We start from the raw sequence: 17,658 nt of genomic DNA, 5'->3' as shown, positions 1-17,658 counted from the left end.
GATGCAATGAGCCGGTCATCGTACGGCGCCTAAAGTAGTACGCATGACTGATCTTCCGGGCAAGCCGACCTCGGCCTCCCGAACCACCCTGAGCCACATCATGACCACCCACGACACCAACCTCCTTGGCACGGTCCACGGTGGCGTGATCATGAAGCTGGTCGACGACGCGGCCGGCGCGGTGGCCGGGCGGCACTCGGGTGGGCCGGCCGTCACCGCGTCGATGGACGAGATGGTCTTCCTCATGCCGGTCAGGGTCGGTGACCTGGTGCATGTGAAGGCGCAGGTCAACTGGACGGGACGGTCCTCCATGGAGGTCGGCGTGCGGGTGCTCGCCGAGCGCTGGAACGAGTCGACCCCGGCCCAGCAGGTGGGCTCCGCCTATCTCGTCTTCGCGGCCGTCGACGCCGATGGCAAGCCACGCCCGGTGCCGCCGGTGCTCCCCGAGACCGAGCGCGACGAGCGCCGCTACCAGGAGGCGCAGATCCGCCGCACCCACCGGCTCGCCCGCCGCCGCGCGATCATGGACCTGCGCGAGAAGCGGGCGGCGGAGGGCCTGGACGACTAGGGGGTGTCTGGTGGATCAGGGTCGCCCCCGGCCATGGTCCACCAGACACCCCCTAGCGACCGGGCCGGCGAAGAGGCCCGGGCGAGGAGCCCGGGCGGCCGGCGGCGGTCCTCCCCGGCCGGGGGCGGACCACTCGCCCGTCAGGGGCAGACCACCCGGTCGCCCGTGACCGTGCCGAAGTCGCCCTGCGGCGCGTCCTCGACCCGTACCGGCACGACATCCTTGAAGTCCGCGCCCGCCGTCACCTTCAGCGTGGCGCCGAGCCCCTTGACCGGGCGCAGTTCGCTGCCCGGCAGGGCGACCGCGAGCGACTTGGCCGAGCGGTCCCAGCGCGGGTCGTACTCGATCAGGGTGCGGTGCGTCTCCAGGTTCGCGCTCGCCCGGGGGGCGCGGCTGGTCCGGAAGCCCGTGGCGTGCAGCGCGTCGTCCACACGGCGCCCGAGCCCGTCGGTCCGCGTCCCGTTGAAGACCTGCACCCGGATCTGCTCGGGCGCCACCTCGACCACCGCGCCCGGCTCCTTGTGCGGCGCCTTGGCGTCCTTGGCGGCCGGTGGCGCGGCGGGGACCACGGGCTTCGGCGGGGCGTGCGGGGCGAGCGGCTTGTCGTCGTGCAGCAGCCGGAACAGCTTCTTCGCCTTCGGCTCGTCCCACTTGACCGTCGACCCGACGCCCTTGACCTGCATGCCGAGCTGCCCGAGCGGCACGGTCGTGAAGTCCGACGACGAGGGCGAGAACCCCTTCATCGCGGAGGTGAAGCTCAGCATCTCCGCCGTCCCGAAGCCCTCGTCGGCCCGTACCGAGGAGAGCAGGGACGAGGCGACCTCGCGGAACTTCACCGGGTTCAGCAGCACGCCGTTGCTGGTCGCCTTCTCGATGAGCGCGGCCAAAAAGCGCTGCTGGCGCTGCATGCGGCCGAGGTCGGCTGAGCCGTCGGTGTGCCGGGAGCGCACGTATTGCAGGGCCTCGCCGCCGCCCAGCTGGTGGGTGCCGGCCGCGAGGTCGAGCCCGGTGTAGGAGTCCTTCATGGGGCGGGCCGTGCAGATGCGTACCCCGCCGACGACATCGACCGTCTTCATGAAGCTGGTGAAGTCGACCTCCACGTAGTGGTCGATCTTCAGGCCCGTCATGCTCTCCACCGTGCGCACCGTGAGCGAGGGCCCGCCCTCGGCGTACGCCGCGTTCAGTTTCACCGGGTGGCGGGGGTGCTTCTCGCCGGTCGTCGAGTCGGTGTGTTCGGGCACCTCCGCGTAGGAGTCACGGGGCAGGCTCACGACGCTGACCCGGTCCCGGGCCGCCGACACGTGCACCATCATGATCGTGTCGGTGCAGTGGCAGGGGGCGCCGCCGAGCCGGTACTTCTGCTTCTCCTCCGGCGTGATCCTGTCCCGCCCGTCGGTGCCGACCAGGAGGATGTTGGTGCCAAGGCTGCCCTGCGGCCGGTTCTTCATGTCGCGGAACGGGTCCACCCGGCCCATCCCGCCGTCCAGACTGGTCACCACCGCGTGCCCGACGCCACCCGCGCCGAGCACCAGGACGGACAGCGTGGTCGCCAGCCGCATGCCCCAGCGCGGGCGCTCGTCCTGCTGTCTGCTGCGGGGCTTACCGGGTTGTACGGGGCGCGGGCGGGGCGGCGTGGGCACGGGGACCTCCGCGGGTGACAGGGGGATCGTGAGCACCGTAGGCCCATACGATCAGCTACCCCGGGCACCGCCCCGGCCGCCGCGCGACCTTGTCCCCCGTTCGCGGTAACGTGACCACCGATGAACGCCACGCCTGCTGTTTCCGTGATCATGCCGGTCCTCAATGAGGAGCGGCATCTGCGCAACTCGGTCCGACACATCCTGGAACAGGAGTACGCGGGGGAGATGGAGGTGGTGATCGCGCTCGGTCCTTCCAGCGACCGTACGGACGCGATCGCCGCCGAGCTGGTGGCCGAGGACCCGCGCGTCCACACGGTCCCCAATCCCACCGGGCGCACGCCCGCGGCTCTGAACGCCGCCATCAAGGCCTCACGCCACCCGATCGTGGTGCGCGTGGACGGCCACGGCATGCTCTCGCCGAACTACATCGCCACCGCCGTACGCCTCCTGGAGGAGACCGGCGCGCAGAACGTCGGCGGCATCATGCACGCCGAGGGCGAGAACGCCTGGGAGGACGCGGTCGCCGCCGCGATGACCTCCAGGATCGGCGTCGGCAACGCGGCCTTCCACACCGGAGGCGCGGCGGGCCCCGCCGAAACCGTGTATCTGGGTGTCTTCCGCCGCGAGGCGCTTGAACAACAGGGCGGCTACAACGAGGAGTTCATCCGCGCCCAGGACTGGGAGCTGAACTTCCGGATCAGGGAGGCCGGGGGCCTCATCTGGTTCTCGCCCGAGCTCAAGGTGCAGTACCGGCCGCGCCCTTCGGTCAAGGCGCTCGCCAAGCAGTACAAGGACTACGGGCGTTGGCGCCACGTGGTGGCCCGCTACCACGAGGGCTCCATCAACCTGCGCTACCTCGCGCCGCCGAGCGCCGTCTGCGCGATCGCGGCCGGTGTCGTGGTGGGCGCGCTCGTCACGCCGTGGGGCTTCGTCGTCCCGGCCGGCTATCTCGCCGCGATCGCCGCGGGCTCGCTGCCCGCCGGCAAGGGGCTCTCGCTCAAGGCCCGCGCCCAGATCCCGGTGGCGCTGGCCACCATGCACATGTCGTGGGGCTTCGGCTTCCTGACCAGCCCGAAGGCGCTGGCTCGCAAGGTCATCGCGAGCCGCCGCCCGGCGGTGCGGACCACGTCCGTCTGATCCGTACGCGCGGATTTTCGCCCAAGGGCGCCAAGGGGGCGCCCGGTGCCGATGAGCACCGGGCGCCCCCTCGTGTCGCGTACGCGGACCGGTCTGGACCGGCCCGGGCCGGACCGGACCTAGAAGCGGTAGGGCGCGTACACCTCCATGCAGGCGCCCTTGTCGGCTCCGTTGACCGTCTCGGTGTCCTGGAGCGGGTCGGTGGCCTTGGGGTCCTGCGCGGGGTAGCTCGCGCCGGTGCGCCAGTCGCCGCCGACCACCAGGGTCAGGCCCAACACGTCGGACGTCCTGACCGCGCCGGCGGGCAGGCCGAGGGCCGCCGCGACCGACTCGGCGTCCGCCTTGCCCTGGGCTCCGGCGGCCTTGGGGTAGTCGACCTCACTGGTGGCGGCGGGCCTGCTCGTACCCGTGGCGGCCTTGGTGAAGCCCTTGTCCTTGAGCGCCGAGACGACCTCGGTGGCGCGGCCCTTGGCGGCGACGCGGCCGTCGGTGCCGGTGCCGTTGACCACGCTCACCGCGAGCGTGCCGGGGGCCGCGGCGGCCGGACCCGTGGGCGACCCGGACGGATCGGCTGAGGGGCCGGCGGAAGGCTTGGCGTCCTTCTTGCCGTCGCTCTTGCCGTCCAGCGGCTTGTCGTCCCGCAGCATCGCCCACAGCGCGTCGGCCTTGCTCCTGTCCGGCACCACGTGCGCGTCCGGATCCTTGGGGTCCGGCAGGCGCGGCATGGTCAGCATGTTGATGCGGTCCATGGGGATGTCCTTGAGCTCCATGCCCAGGTCGAACAGCTTCTTGACGGTGCCCAGTTCCTCGGAGACCTGGAGCGACTTGGTCGCTGTCTCGGCGATGCCCATCAGGCGGCCCGTGTCGGTGAACGCGTTCTGGTCCTTGAGGTTGCGGATCACCGAGTTCATGTACATGTGCTGGGCCTGGGAGCGGCCGATGTCGCTGCCGAAGGCGTGCCGGGTGCGCAGCCACTGAAGGGCCTGCTCGCCCTTCACGGTGTGGTTGCCGGCCGTCAGGTGCAGGTGCGAGCCGCCCCTTTGGAGCTTGGTGGGGTGGTCGTCGATGTTCTGCTTCACGCAGACGTCGGCGCCGCCCACCGCGTCGGATATGGCCACCACGCCGGCGAAGTCGACCATCATCCAGTGGTCGATGTATATGCCGGTGAGCTTCTCCCAGGTGTCCAGGACACAGCCCGCACCGCCGCGGCCCAGCGCCTCGTTGATGACGTCGTTGGTGGCCGCGTTGGTCTTGTGGGTGTCGGGGTCCTTGCACTCGGGGATGTCCACCCGGGTGTCGCGCGGGATGCTCACGACCGAGGCGTTCTTGCGGTCGGCGGAGACGTGCAGCAGCATCTGTACGTCCGCGTGCGGGGCGCTGCCCCGGTTCTCCTTGGCGCCGCCGAGCGCGACGTTGGCGTCGCTGTTGCGGCTGTCGGAGCCGATCAGGAGGATGTTCAGAGGGGTCTGGCCCTGGGCGTTCGGGGCGGTCCTCTTGGCGTCGCTGCCACCCGCGCTGCGGTCGCCCTTGCGGATGTTGTTGTTGAGGTGCTGGTAGTACAGGTAACCGGCGGTGGCCGTCCCGACTATGAGCACCGCGAGCGTGATCGCGCCCCACTTCAGGACGCGCCGTCCGCGGGTGCCCCGTCTGCGTCGGCCGCCCTTGCCCCGGCGCCCGTCGCCGGACGCCGCAGCCGATGCCGATGCCTCCCCCGCGCCGTCGGAACCGCCCGGCGCGGCGGGCCCGCCGGAGCCGGCGGGCGTGCGGGTGCCCTCGGACCTGCCGGTGCGGCCGGGCGCGGCAAAGTTCCCCGGTCCGCTGCCGGGTGCCGAGGACCGGCCGGGCGGTCCGTCCGTCGCGGGTCCGTCCGTCGCGGGCCCGTGCGGCGCGGGTCCGGCCGGCCGGTCCTCGTACAGGCTCTCGTCCCAGCCGAGTTCGTCCGCGCGCTCGACCCTGCCGTGCGTCCCCTCCCCGCGCACGCTGTTCTTCCCCACCCCTGTACCCCTCTGTCTTTCAGGCTCTCAGACTCCCCCTGAGGCCCGGCCGGGCCATGAGTCTGGTGCTTTGGCTACTTGGCGCAGACCGGTTTGTCTGCTTCGACCTTCTGGATGCCTTCCGGCGCCTTGGCCGGGGCGGCGACGGGCGTGCCCGCCTGCTGGAAGTCGGGGCCGAGGGTCAGCACCATCGCCTCCTTGCCCACGGCGTCCTTCGTGCCCGGCTTGAGCGCCGAGGCGGCGAGCCCGAGCAGATCCGCCAGCTTACGGGCCTGGTCGGCCTGGTTCGGCGCGTAGGCGAGGACGGTGGCGGGCACCTTCTGCGGGGCGTTCGCGCCGTTGCTCGACTTCAGGACGCCCTGCTGGTTCTGGAGCCAGGTGACCAGGTCACCGGCCGAGCCCGCCTTCGCGCCGCCGTTGAGCACGGTGATACGTACGTCGGAGGACTTGGCGCGGGGTCCTTCGAGGCGGGCGGCCTCCTCGGCGGCGGCCGCGCTCTTGGCGTCCGCCTCCTTCTTCTTCACCTCGGTGAGCGAGGTGTCGGCGCGCATCATCGCGAACAGCGCGTCGGCCTTCGTCGGGTCGGGCACCACGGTGACGTGCTTCTTGCCCTCGGCGGGGTTGTCGATGACCGGCAGCGTGGCGAAGGTGATGTTCTTCGCGTCGATCTTGCCGAGCACCTGGGCGAGATCGGTCAGCTTCTTGATACTGCCTATCCCCGAGTCGACCGTGAGCGCCTTGGTCGCCGCGTCCGCAAGGCCGTACAGCTTGGTGGGGCTGCCCAGGGTGTCGTCCGACTTCATCTGCCGGATCATCGAACCGATGAACTGCTGCTGCTGCTTGATGCGGTCGAGGTCGCTCTCGTGGCCGAAGCTGTGCCGGGTGCGGACGAAGGCGAGCGCCTGCTCGCCCTTGACGACGCTCTGACCCGCCGGGAGCTTCAGATGTGACTTGGGGTCGTTGACCGGCTTCTCCAGGCAGACCTTGACGCCGCCGACAGCCGTGGACAGCTCCTTGACGGCGTTGAAGTCGGCCATCATGAAGTGGTCGACGGTGAGCCCGGTGAGCTGCTTGACCGTCCGCATGGTGCAGCCGGGGTCGCGGCCCTCCTGCCCCAGGCTCTCGTTGAACCGCACGTGCTTCGTGCCCGGCACCGTCTTGGTGGTGCCGTCCTTCTGCTTGGTCGGGCAGGCGGGAATGTCGGTGATCATGTCGCGGGGGATGGACATCGCGGTCGCGTTGGTCCGGTCCGCCGAGACGTGGAAGAGGATGTTGGTGTCGGCGTGGCCCTCGCTGCCGGCGTCGCCGTACCCCTCGTTGCCCGCGCCGGTGCGCTTGTCGGTGCCGATGACCAGGATGTTGAAGGCTCCGTCGGGCACCGAGCTCTTGTTGCCCGCGTCGCCGACGTCGACGGTGTTGATGTTGCCGTTGAAGTGCTGGTAGAGCCAGTAGGCCCCGCCCGCGCCGACGACGAGGACGAACCCCATCACGCCGCCCGTCCACAGCAGGGCCTTCTTCTTGCGGGCCGGCTTGGGCTTGCGCTTGCGGCGGCCCAGCGCGTCGGGGGACTCCTCGGCGGGGGCCTTGCCGGCCCGGCGGTTGCGCTGTCCGGGCACCTCGCGGCCTCCGGTACGCCCGGACTGCCCCGGCTGCCCGGACCGCCCGCCCGGGGCGCTGCCCGTGGATGACCGGTCGCGGCCCGAATTCGACCGCGTTCCGGAAGGGTTCAGTCGCAATTCGTAAGTGCCGGTGTCCGGGTTGAGGACCCACTGGTCTGCGGGGTCGACTTCATCGGCCCGCCCACGGCTCTGCGCATCCACGGTTGCTTCGGTCCTCCGTCGGTGCCGAGTCGCTTCCCCCAAAGCGCTCAATCAATCGCTCCTGCGGTGCGCGGCCGTCGGCCGGTCGCACCGGATCGCGTCACACTATCTGGCCAGTTCGGCCAAGAGCGACGGCCGTGACAAATTCCACCCCTTTTATAACCGGGCATTTGGCCCCAATCCGCAGCCGCGCACGTGGAATTCACGGGTCGGTCACGCCGGCCCGCCGCTACCCGCACATGCCCGACGCCGCGTCCGTTCCGGGGTAGACGGGGGGCGCCGACGCGCTGGGCGAGGGGGTCGGATCGTCGGGCTTGTCGTCACCGCCGGAGCCCTGCGCGCCCTCCTTGGACTTCGCCACGTCCGCGGCGGGCGCCACCTTGATCGGCTGGTCCTGGCGCAGCTGGGTGAAGAGCCGGTCCGCGTCCGGCTGCACGAGTTCGTCCCGGTTGCGGTCGTACGCGTACGGCTGGCGCGGAACCGTGAGGAAACGGATGTTCTCGGTGGGAATGCCGCGTACCGAACTCACCAGGTCGTACAGGTCCTTGAGGCTGTCGAGGCCGGGGTCCGTGGTGAGCGACTTGGTGGCCGCGTCCAGGACCGGGTAGAGCCGCGCCGGATTGAGCAGCACCCCGTTGCTCTGCACCTTCTTGATCAGCGAGCCGAGGAACTGCTGCTGGCGGTCCATGCGCTGGGTGTCGCTGCCGTCCCCGAAGCCGTGCCGGGACCGTACGAACCCCAGTGCCTGCTCCCCGCGCAGCAGTTGGCGCCCGGCCGGCAGCTTGAGGTGTGCCTGCCGGTCCTCGACCGGCTCCTTCAGGCAGACCTCGACGCCGTCCACCGCGTCGACCATGTCCTTGAACCCGCTGAAGTCGACGACCATGTGGTGGTCGATCCGCACGCCGGTCATCTTCTCGACCGTACGGATGGTGCAGGCCGCGCCGCCGATGTCGAACGCCGAGTTGAACTGGGCGAATTGGGGCTTGGACGTGGTGCCGTCCGGCTCCCCGCAGGCGGGCAGGTCCGCCATGAGGTCGCGCGGCAGCGAGACGGCGGTGGCGCTGCGCCGGTCGGCGGCCAGGTGCAGCAGGATCGTGGTGTCCGAGCGCTGGCTGCCGCCGTCGTCCCTGCCGTAGGAGGCGTTGTTGCCCGCGCGTGAGTCCGAGCCGATGAGCAGCAGGTTCTCCGCGTCGTGCACGACCGACGCGGGCCGGTCCCGGGCATACTTGTCGAGCTCGTGCGCGGCGGAGGTGTCGGTATGGATGTTGCCGTCGAGCTTGCGGTAGAACCACCAGCCGGTCCCGGCGGCGACGAGGACGACGCCGGATACGCCGAGCGCGGTCCAACGCAGCCAGCGGCGACGGGTTTTGGGGTCCGCCGGGGTGGCGGTGGCCGGTAGCCGCGGCTCGTCGCCGGCCGGGGGCTCCGGTTCGGCGGGCGTGCCAGCACTGTCGCTCACGTCGGCGTCCATCCTCACGGGCACGGGCCATCACGGGGGTCGGCGGCGCACTGCGCCGCCGGGGCACCCCGGTAGACGGCCGAACCGCGCGCTTGGTTGTGTGCGCGGCCGATCATGTGGCGGGGCGCCGCCGGAGCCCGGGGGCCGGGCCCCCGGGGACGGGTGACGAGGGCGGGGGCCGGTACCGGGTCATCGCCGGACCCGGACGCTCACAACGAGCGGTGTGTGACCCGCTCGCTCTCGGCCCGCTTGTCGAGCCCGCCCTCGGCCAGTTGGGCCAGATTGCGGCACAGGACGACCGAACCGCCCGAGGCGAGCGGGGCGTACAGACCGCTCGCCAGCCCGCGCCAGCTGTCGTACCCGAGGCCCGAGAGCAGCCGGGCCCCCGGGGCAAGACCGAGCGCGGCCGCTTCCTCGCGGGCCCGCGTGACCAGTTCGGCGGCGCTCAGCTCGGCGCCGTCCACCACGAGCGCGGGGCCTTCGGGGTCGACGGGCGCGTACGGCGCGAACCGGTCGCCCTGGCTCGGCACCTCGACGGCGTAGTCGGCGAAACCGGCCGGGGGCTGCGGGAAGCGGCCCCCGAGCGGGCGCAGCGCGAGCGCCACCCGCTCGCCGGAGCAGGCCCGGGCCTCCTCAAGCGTGTCGGGGCCGCTCACCACGAGATCGGCGACTGCCGGGTCGCCGCCGATCTTTGCGGTTACGCCCATGGAGTGGCAGGCCATCAGCCACACGGCGCTCTGCCAGTGCGCGGGAAGGAGCAGGGCGAGCCGGTCGCCGGGCTCGGCCGCGAGATCGCCCTGGAGCAGGTTCGCGGTCTTGGCCACCCAATTGGCGAAGGTGGCGACGGACAGTTCCACGCGTTCGCCGGTGGCGTCGTCGTAGAAGGTGACGAGGGGGCGGCCCGGGTCCGCGGCGAGCGCGGATCGCAGCAGGTCGGCAGGGGTGCGGTCGCTGGCGTTCACGCGGGCAAGGCTACGTGGCCCGGCGCGGTGGCACCGGCCGCGATAACCCGGGTGCGTACACCGGTTTGGGCGACGGGCCATCAGTTCACCATTGGACAGATTTGTACGGGTATGACCAGGATCGTCAACATGCGTAGCTTCCTTGCGTCTTCGATCGGCGTCGCCGCTGTCGCGGCCCTCACTCTTCCTTCCGTGGCCACAGCCGCCACGACGACCGCCTCGGCCCCGGCGGCGGCCGCGGAACCCGCGGGCTCCACCCAGTCGCTGCCGCTCGCGCCGCTGCCCGGCGCCAATCGCGTGGGGGGCGGCTCCTCCCAAGAGGGTTTGGCGGCACGGGAGGTGCGGCCGTTCTCCCTCGTCGGCGTCGTGTGGGACAACGCGCGGGACGAACTGCGCGGCAGCGTCCAGGTCCGCACCCGGGCCCGCGCCTCCGGTGCCTGGTCGGCCTGGCAGGACCTGGAGACCCACAACCAGGACCACGGTGCCGACCCGGGCACCCCCGAGGCGGCCCGGCCCCTGCGCGGCTCCACCGCGCCGCTGTGGGTCGGTGACTCGGACGCCGTGGAGGCACGTGTGGACGCGGAGCCGGCCGGGGACGGGCAGGACGCGGCCCCGCTCCCGGGCGGGCTGCGCCTGGATCTCGTCGACCCCGGGGCCGGGCCCGCCGAGGGGGACGCGGGCGAGAACACCCGGGCCGTCGAGACCCCCGATGTGCTGCCCGCCCTTGACGAGGCCGCGACCCGGGCCGAGGCGGCCGAGGTGACGGGCGCCGGGATCGAGTCCGCCGACGTGGCGGGCGCCGACAGCCTGGCCCGTCCCCCCATCGGACCCCGGCCGCGCATCATCACGCGCCGGGGCTGGGGCGCCGACGAGCGGCTGCGCGAGCGCGGCTTCGTCTACACCAAGTCCGTCAAGGTCGCCTTCGTCCACCACACCGCGACCGGCAACGGATACAGCTGCGCCCAGTCGGCCTCCGTGCTGCGCGGCATCTACCGCTACCACGTCAAGAGCAGCGGCTGGCGGGACATCGGCTACAACTTCGCGGTCGACAAGTGCGGAAACATCTACGAGGGGCGCGCCGGGGGCGTGGCGAGGGCCGTGATGGGGGCGCACACGCTGGGGTTCAACACCAACAGCACGGGCATCGCGGTCCTCGGCACCTACAACAGGACCAACCCGTCGGGTGCCGCACTCAGGGCCGTCGAACAGCTCGCGGCCTGGAAGCTCGGTCTGTACGGGCTCAACCCCAAGGGCAAGAGCACGCTGGTCTCGGGTGGCGGCAACCGCTACAAGAAGGGCCGCAGCGTCCGCTTCAACGCCATCGCCGGTCACCGCGACGGATTCGCCACCGACTGCCCGGGGGCGCGCCTGTACAGCAGGCTCGGCACCGCCCGGGTCGCCGCCGCCCACTACCAGGGCCGGCGCTGACCGGCCGCGAAGGCGCTCGGGGGGTCTGCATAAACTGGCCGGCCGGGAGTTCCGCCGAACGTGCGACGGAATCCGAAGGCCGGCCCCAGCAGGAAGCAGAGACGACAGGTGACAGAAGCGATCCTCCTGGTCGGCGGCAAGGGCACCAGGCTGCGCCCGCTCACGGTGCGCACGCCCAAGCCGATGGTTCCGGCGGCGGGCGTCCCCTTCCTCACCCACCAGCTGGCCCGGGCCCAGGCGGCCGGGGTCGACCACATCGTCCTGGCCACCTCCTACCTGGCCGAGGTGTTCGAGCCGTACTTCGGTGACGGCTCGTCGCTCGGCCTCAGCATCGAGTACGTCACCGAGGTCGAGCCCCTTGGCACGGGCGGCGCCATCCGCAACGTGGCCTCGCGGCTGCGGTCCGGGCCCGACGAGCCGGTCCTGATCTTCAACGGCGACATCCTGACGGGCCTGGACATCCGCGCCCTCGTGGACACCCACCGCACGTCCGGCGCGGACGTCTCGCTGCACCTCACCCGGGTCGACGACCCGAGGGCGTTCGGGCTCGTCCCCACGGACGCGACCGGGCGGGTCACGGCGTTCCTGGAGAAGCCCCAGACGCCCCAGGAGATCGTCACTGACCAGATCAACGCGGGCGCGTATGTGTTCCGGCGCTCGGTCATCGACAGCATCCCGGCGGGCCGGCCGGTGTCGGTGGAGCGCGAGACCTTCCCCGGCCTGCTGGCCCGCGGCGCCCACCTCCAGGGCATGGTGGACTCGACGTACTGGCTCGACCTCGGCACCCCGGCGGCCTTCGTACGCGGCTCGGCGGACCTGGTCCTCGGCCGCGCCCCTTCCCCCGCCGTCCCCGGCCGCTGCGGCGACCGCCTGGTCCTGGCGACGGCGAAGGTCGCCCCCGACGCGAAGCTGACCGGCGGCACGGTGGTGGCAGAGGGCGCGGTCATCGGCGCGGGGGCGTGCGTGGAGGGCAGCGCGATTTTGGCGGGTGCGGTCGTCGAGGCGGGGGCGGTGGTGACGGATTCGCTGGTGGGGGCGGGTGCGCGGATCGGCGCGCGGACGATCCTGGACGGCGCGGTGGTGGGGGACGGCGCGGATGTCGGCGCCGACAACGAGCTGCGGTGCGGGGTGCGGGTGTGGTGCGGGGCCGCCCTGCCGGCGGGGGCGGTCCGCTTCTCCTCGGACCAGTAGGAGCCCCGTGGGGCGGCCTTTCGTGCGCGGGCCGTACGTAGCTGGTCGGGCAGTTCCCCGCGCCCCTGAGCATCCGGTGCTGGCCGGCACGGGCAACCTCAGCGTGTCTCCGCGCCCTTGGCGGGGTCGGTGCTGGCCACAGCGGCATCCTCAGCCTGTCATGGGGTCCTCCCTGGCCCTTGAGGCCTTGGGGAGTTTGAGGACGAGCGCGTTCAGCGTGAACGGGGGTCTGGGGCGGAGCCGCAGGGGCCTTGGGTGCGGGTTGTGGGTGGCTGGGCGCGCAGTTCCCCGCGCCCCTGAGGCACCCGGTGCGGGCCGGCATGCGCATACCCAGCCGGTCATGGGGGTGCCCCCTGGCCCTTGAGGCCTTGGGGGAGTTTGAGGACGAGCGCGTTCAGCCGCGGAGCCCCAGGGGGCTTGGGTGGGGGCCGGTTCGCGGTTGAGGGGGCGTACTCTCGGAGGGAACCCACCCCTTCGAGGACCACCCGTGGCAGGACGATTCACCCCCCGCACCCACACCCCCGGCCGACCGCCACGCGCCACCGCCCCGCGGCCGCGGCCGGCCACGCGAACCCGCGTATGGGTCACGTCGAAGGGCCCCCTCGACCTCCCCCTCGTCCTGGGCCCCCTCAGACGCGGCCCCGCCGACCCCACCTACCGCACCACCCCCGACGGCGCGGTATGGCGCACCTCACGCACCCCCGCCGGCCCCGCCACCCTCCGCGTGACCGCCACCAGGGACACCGCGCACGCCGAGGCGTGGGGCGAGGGCGCGGAGTGGATGCTGGACCAACTCCCCGCGATGCTGGGCGAGTTGGACAACCCGGAGGCCTTCGAACCCCGCCACCGCCTCGTCGCGGAGACGCACCGTACCCGCCCGGGCCTGCGCCTGACCCGTACCGGCCTCGTCCTGGAGTCCCTGATCCCCTCCGTCCTCGAGCAGAAGGTCACCGCGATCGAGGCGTACCGCGCCTGGCGGCTCCTGGTGCGCGGGTTCGGCGAGCCCGCGCCGGGCGGGGCCCCCGAGGGCATGTACGTCATGCCGGACGCCAGGGCGTGGGCGATGATCCCGTCCTGGGAGTGGCACCGCGCCGGCGTCGACTCCAAGCGCTCGGACACGATCATGCGCGCGGTGCGGGTGGCCCGCCGCATGGAGGAGGCCGTCGCGATGGACCAGGAGGCGGCCGCCGCGCGGCTCAAGCTCATCCCGGGCATCGGCCCCTGGACGGCCGCCGAAACTCTGCAACGGGCCATCGGCGCACCCGACTTGGTGACGGTAGGCGATCTCCATCTGCCCGGCATCATCGGCCACGCCCTGGCCGGCAACCGCCGCGCGGACGACGCCGAGATGCTGACCCTGCTCGCGCCGTACGCGGGCCAGCGCCACCGGGCCGCCCGCCTGATCCTGCTCAGCGGCCGCACCCCGCCGCGCCGGGCCCCGCGCTTCCAGCCGAACAACATCGCCCCGCTGTAGCGACGCCGCACGCGCTCATGCCCGCACGCGCGAGCGCCGTCCCGGGCGCGCCCCGAAGCGGTGACCTCAGCGCACCTCGATGAACGCCGAGGCGTCCCGCGCCGGCCGCTCCCTGGGGGGTTCGGCCGCACGGCCGACCGCGATCGCGCCCATCGGGTCCCACTGGGCGGGCAGCCCGAGGACGTCGCGTACGACATCGCGGCAGAACATCGTGGACGACACCCACGCCGAGCCGAGCCGTTCGCCCGCGAGGGCGACCAGGAAGTTCTGCACGCCCGCGCCCATGGCGACCACGAACATCTCGCGCTCGGCGCCGTCGCGCCGGGCATCGCCGTAGTGGTGCGCGCCGTCCATCACCAGGCAGGGGACCACCAAGTACGGCGCGGCGCGCAGCACTTCGCCCCGCGCGACCCTCTTGGCGATGGACACCTCGGACCTGCCGTCGCGCCGCAGATCCGCGATCCAGGCGTCCCGCATGGCGTCGAGCAGCCGGGTGCGGGACTCCTCGGACTCCAGGAGCACGAAGCGCCAGGGCGTGGTGTGGTGCGGGGCCGGCGCGGTCACCGCGGCCGCCACCGCGCGCCGCACGGCGCCCGGGTCGACCGGGTCGTCCGTGAAGGCCCGTACCGTACGCCGCTGGGTGACCGCCTCCCGTACCGCCTCCGAGGTGCCCAGGCGGAACATGTCGTCGTCGGCGGCGCGCACCATCTCGCGGGCCGAACCCTCGCCCGCGAGGTGCCCAAGGCCCCGCACCACCGCGACCGGAAGGCCACCCGCCTTGCCCTTGACCAGGTCACCGGCGGCGGCCAGCTCGTCGGCGAGCGCGACGACGGTGGCGCTCAGCGGGTTGCCGTGCTTGTCCGTACTGCCGCGCAGGTCGTCCAGGACGCGTACGCCGGCGGCGCCGATCGCCACGTCGGTCAGGCCGTCGCGCCAGGGCCGCCCGAAGGTGTCGGTGACGATGACGCCGACCTCGACGCCCAGCGCGTCCCGCAGTCCCGCGCGGATGGCGGCCGCCGAGGCGTCCGGGTCCTCGGGGAGCAACAGGACGGTACCGGCGGGGGTGTTGGAGGCGTCGACCCCGGCGGCGGCCATGACCAGGCCCTGCCGGTTCTCCACGATGCGCAGGGAGCCGCGCCGTGCCACCACCCGTACCGTCTCGGCGTCGATGGCCGCCTCACGGTCGGCGGCCTCGGTGATCCGGCCCTCCGCCTTGGAGACGATCTTCGAGGTGACCAGCAGGATGTCGCCGTCGGCGAGGCCGGGCTCGGCCGTCGCGATCAGCTTGGCCAGGTCGTCGCCCGGCTGGACCTCCGGCAGCCCGGGGACCGCCCACACCCGGAAGGAGGCGGCGCTCACGCGCGGACCTCCTCGGCCAGCGTCAGCGCCTCGCGGGCCATCGCGGCCGTCGCCTCCAGGTCCGTCATCATCAGCGGCACGGCGCGGCAGCGGATGCCCGCCTCCTCGATCCCGGCGACGGAGGCCGCGTCCACCGTGTCGACCAGCCAGCCGTCGAGCAGGCCCGAGCCGTAGTGCTCGGCGACCGCCGCCGCCGTGGACTCCACGCCGACCGCCGCCAGCACCTTGTCGGCCATGCCGCGCACCGGAGCGTCGCCGACGATGGGGGAGAGGCCCACCACCGGCACGCCCGCCTCGGCGATCGCCTCACGGATGCCGGGCACGGCCAGGATGGTGCCGACCGAGACGACCGGGTTGGACGGCGGGAAGAGGATGACGTCGGCCGCGGCGATCGCTTCGAGGACGCCCGGGGCGGGCTTGGCCTGCTCGGCGCCGACCGGCACCACCGCGTGCGCGTCCAGGGAGGCGCGCAGCTTCACCCAGTACTCCTGGAAGTGGATCGCCTTGCGTTCGCCGTCCACCTCGACGGCGACATGCGTCTCGACGCGGTCGTCGGACATCGGGATGAGACGGACGCCGGGCTGCCAGCGGGCACACAGGGCCTCGGTGACGGCGCTGAGCGGATAGCCCGCGCCGAGCATCTGCGTACGGACGATGTGGGTCGCGAAGTCGCGGTCGCCGAGCCCGAACCACTCGGGCCCCACCCCGTAGGCGGCCAGCTCCTCCTTGACGGTGAAGGACTCCTCCGTACGCCCCCACCCCTGCTCCTCGTTGATGCCGCCGCCCAGCGTGTACATCACCGTGTCGAGGTCGGGGCAGACCTTCAGGCCGAACAGATGGATGTCGTCGCCCGTGTTGCCGATGACGGTGATATCGGCCTCGGGGGCGGCTGACTTGAGACCACGGAGGAAGCGGGCACCACCGATGCCGCCTGCCAGAACCACAATGCGCATACGCAGAGTCTGTCAGGCGGGTACGACATCCTGGGCTGCCGGGGCGGACCGGGCGGGGTGCATCGGCATGTCGGTCAGGCCCGGGTAGTACACGTGCAGGCTCACCGCCGGCTCCAGGGAGTCGTTGACGACCTCGTGGACGTAGCCCGGAGCGAACACTCGCTGGGATCCGGCCGCAAGGGGCCGCGCGCCGCGTTCGGTGTGCTCGGTCAACGTGCCGTCCAGGACGGTCAGTACGCCCGACGACGCGCCGTGGTCGTGGACGCCGCTGCGCTGGCCGGGCACCCAGGACAGGAGCCAGACCTCGTAGCCGGGCCCGGTGCGCAGGCGGTGGTACCAGCGGGAGGCCGCGTCGTACTGGACCAGGGGGGCCCACTGGGAGGGGTCGGCGGCGAGGGAACGGGCGAGTCCGGCGAACTCGGCGACCGTGGCGGGGTGCTCGCGGGCGGGCTGGAGGAGGTGCTGGACCTCCAGGATGTCACCGGCGATCTGGAGGTCGCTGTGGCTGCTGTTCATGGTGCGGGGGTTCCTCGGCGGGAGTGCTGGGGTGTCGCAGATGAAAGGGGGGTCTCGCGCAGGGGGAGACGGCGGCCGCCCGCAGTGGACGCGAGGCGTCTTGGGGGAGGCGAGGGGAGAAGCTGGATCGCACGGGAAGCAAGCGGTGCGGGATCAACAGCTGGAACAGCAGCAGCGCGCCTGGACAGCGCTGCGGAACCCACGGACGTGGGTCGCTCGGTGCGCTGTGGTCACTGACATGCGATCCAGAAGAGCGGGTCGGTGGGGTCGCTGTCAACCCAATGACCGGTTTGGCCGCAATGTTTCACCTTATCCGGTTGCTGTGGCCGGAGAAAGGTTTGTGCAGTCGGGGGGCGGGAGATGTGGCGCAGCAGGCGTGCACTCAAACACCGCCACCTTCTCGTGATCCGAATGTGATCCGGGCCGCTTTCTGGGTACGGGCGCAACAAGATCAATAGTCGTCTCGTCCTCGTCTGTGGTCACGGTCGAGCGGGAGTCGAGTGGGTCCCTGCGGAGAGGCGGTGGCGTGCGCCAGTGGCATGTGTCAGGTTTTTGCCGATTTGAACACTTTCCGCATAGCCTTGGTTCCGCAGAGTGAATACGGGGCCCAATAGCAGATCTCGGCTTGACTCGCCCGGATCCACACACTTGTAATTTCACTCGTGTCGTTCGGCCGGATTCGGTAACGGCAACATCACGGGGCAGCAAAAGACAGACGAGGGGCGCACATGACCGAGCTGTTTCAGGAACTGCTGGTCGACGAGGCCGAAGAGGAGCTCGGCTGGCAGGAACGGGCCCTCTGCGCCCAGACCGACCCCGAATCCTTCTTCCCCGAGAAGGGCGGCTCCACCAGAGAGGCCAAGAAGGTCTGCCTCGCGTGTGAAGTCCGGTCCGAATGCCTTGAGTACGCACTCGCCAACGACGAGCGGTTCGGGATCTGGGGCGGCCTGTCCGAACGTGAGCGCCGCCGCCTGAAGAAGGCCGCGATCTGACACCCGGGCCGCCCCAGGGCCCGGGCCCCTCAAGAGCCCGGGCCGGCCCGGGGCCCGGACCGCTCAAGGACCCGGGCCGCCCAGCGGCTTGACGGGGTCGCGGGCCCCGATAGGAACCCGGCCGCCCCACGGCGGGGCTGCGCCGCCGGTCGAGGGCGTCCTTGA

General features: G+C 72.0%; 14 protein-coding genes. 6 read left to right on the top strand and 8 right to left on the bottom strand.

What is annotated here, in order from left to right:
• The first annotated feature begins 43 nt into the window (after nucleotides 1-43).
• The gene (locus ABR738_RS16535) at nucleotides 44-568 is read left to right on the top strand and encodes an acyl-CoA thioesterase (protein ID WP_350230739.1); all 525 of its coding nucleotides are present in this window, start codon (nucleotides 44-46) and stop codon (nucleotides 566-568) included.
• Between the two features lie 140 nt (nucleotides 569-708).
• Here the strand turns inward: ABR738_RS16535 and ABR738_RS16530 are convergent, their stop codons facing one another.
• The gene (locus tag ABR738_RS16530) at nucleotides 709-2,244 is read right to left on the bottom strand and encodes an LCP family protein (RefSeq protein WP_502964096.1); all 1,536 of its coding nucleotides are present in this window, start codon (nucleotides 2,242-2,244) and stop codon (nucleotides 709-711) included.
• Between the two features lie 84 nt (nucleotides 2,245-2,328).
• On the opposite strand from ABR738_RS16530, the gene ABR738_RS16525 reads away from it, so the two are divergent.
• Nucleotides 2,329-3,345, top strand: coding sequence for a glycosyltransferase family 2 protein (locus ABR738_RS16525; RefSeq protein ID WP_350230738.1), 1,017 nt, complete (start codon nucleotides 2,329-2,331; stop codon nucleotides 3,343-3,345).
• A gap of 119 nt (nucleotides 3,346-3,464) precedes the next feature.
• Here the strand turns inward: ABR738_RS16525 and ABR738_RS16520 are convergent, their stop codons facing one another.
• The 4 genes from ABR738_RS16520 to ABR738_RS16505 all read right to left on the bottom strand — a co-directional run bounded on the left by ABR738_RS16520 (nucleotide 3,465) and on the right by ABR738_RS16505 (nucleotide 9,580).
• Nucleotides 3,465-5,339: an LCP family protein gene (locus tag ABR738_RS16520; protein WP_350230737.1), complete on the bottom strand. Its 1,875-nt coding sequence runs from the start codon at nucleotides 5,337-5,339 to the stop codon at nucleotides 3,465-3,467.
• Between the two features lie 74 nt (nucleotides 5,340-5,413).
• A complete protein-coding gene (locus ABR738_RS16515) occupies nucleotides 5,414-7,159 on the bottom strand; it encodes an LCP family protein (RefSeq protein WP_350230736.1) in 1,746 nt (581 codons plus the stop codon).
• Between the two features lie 229 nt (nucleotides 7,160-7,388).
• Nucleotides 7,389-8,630, bottom strand: coding sequence for an LCP family protein (locus ABR738_RS16510; protein WP_350234609.1), 1,242 nt, complete (start codon nucleotides 8,628-8,630; stop codon nucleotides 7,389-7,391).
• 197 nt (nucleotides 8,631-8,827) lie between these two features.
• Nucleotides 8,828-9,580, bottom strand: a complete 753-nt coding sequence (locus ABR738_RS16505) for a TIGR03089 family protein (protein ID WP_350230735.1) — start codon at nucleotides 9,578-9,580, stop codon at nucleotides 8,828-8,830.
• A 129-nt stretch (nucleotides 9,581-9,709) separates the two neighbouring features.
• Here ABR738_RS16505 and ABR738_RS16500 point away from each other — a divergent pair, with 129 nt between their 5' ends.
• The 3 genes from ABR738_RS16500 to ABR738_RS16490 all read left to right on the top strand — a co-directional run bounded on the left by ABR738_RS16500 (nucleotide 9,710) and on the right by ABR738_RS16490 (nucleotide 13,673).
• A complete protein-coding gene (locus tag ABR738_RS16500) occupies nucleotides 9,710-11,008 on the top strand; it encodes a peptidoglycan recognition protein family protein (RefSeq protein ID WP_350230734.1) in 1,299 nt (432 codons plus the stop codon).
• Nucleotides 11,009-11,116: 108 nt separating this feature from the next.
• Nucleotides 11,117-12,199 (top strand): mannose-1-phosphate guanylyltransferase, encoded by a 1,083-nt coding sequence (manB, locus tag ABR738_RS16495; RefSeq protein ID WP_350230733.1) that lies wholly within the window; start codon nucleotides 11,117-11,119, stop codon nucleotides 12,197-12,199.
• A gap of 487 nt (nucleotides 12,200-12,686) precedes the next feature.
• Entirely contained in the window at nucleotides 12,687-13,673 is a 987-nt protein-coding gene (locus tag ABR738_RS16490) for a DNA-3-methyladenine glycosylase family protein (protein WP_502964095.1), read from the top strand.
• Between the two features lie 66 nt (nucleotides 13,674-13,739).
• Here the strand turns inward: ABR738_RS16490 and ABR738_RS16485 are convergent, their stop codons facing one another.
• Genes ABR738_RS16485 through ABR738_RS16475 form a run of 3 tightly spaced genes read right to left on the bottom strand, consistent with a single transcriptional unit; the run spans nucleotide 13,740 to nucleotide 16,501 of the window.
• Complete coding sequence (locus ABR738_RS16485; RefSeq protein ID WP_350230732.1) at nucleotides 13,740-15,032, bottom strand: coenzyme F420-0:L-glutamate ligase; 1,293 nt, start codon at nucleotides 15,030-15,032, stop codon at nucleotides 13,740-13,742.
• Nucleotides 15,029-15,985: a 2-phospho-L-lactate transferase gene (gene cofD, locus ABR738_RS16480; RefSeq protein WP_350230731.1), complete on the bottom strand. Its 957-nt coding sequence runs from the start codon at nucleotides 15,983-15,985 to the stop codon at nucleotides 15,029-15,031. The genes ABR738_RS16485 and cofD overlap by 4 nt, the downstream gene beginning before the upstream one ends.
• A 12-nt stretch (nucleotides 15,986-15,997) precedes the next feature.
• Nucleotides 15,998-16,501 (bottom strand): cysteine dioxygenase, encoded by a 504-nt coding sequence (locus tag ABR738_RS16475; RefSeq protein ID WP_350230730.1) that lies wholly within the window; start codon nucleotides 16,499-16,501, stop codon nucleotides 15,998-16,000.
• Nucleotides 16,502-17,229: 728 nt separating this feature from the next.
• Between ABR738_RS16475 and ABR738_RS16470 the strand changes: the two genes are divergently transcribed.
• Nucleotides 17,230-17,493 (top strand): WhiB family transcriptional regulator, encoded by a 264-nt coding sequence (locus ABR738_RS16470; protein ID WP_267052898.1) that lies wholly within the window; start codon nucleotides 17,230-17,232, stop codon nucleotides 17,491-17,493.
• The last annotated feature ends 165 nt before the right edge of the window (nucleotides 17,494-17,658 follow it).

The sequence above is a fragment of the Streptomyces sp. Edi4 genome, assembly GCF_040253615.1.
Lineage (GTDB): Bacteria > Actinomycetota > Actinomycetes > Streptomycetales > Streptomycetaceae > Streptomyces.
The sequence above is the reverse complement of the archived record's forward strand: the minus strand, read 5'-3'. Positions and strand labels throughout refer to the sequence as shown.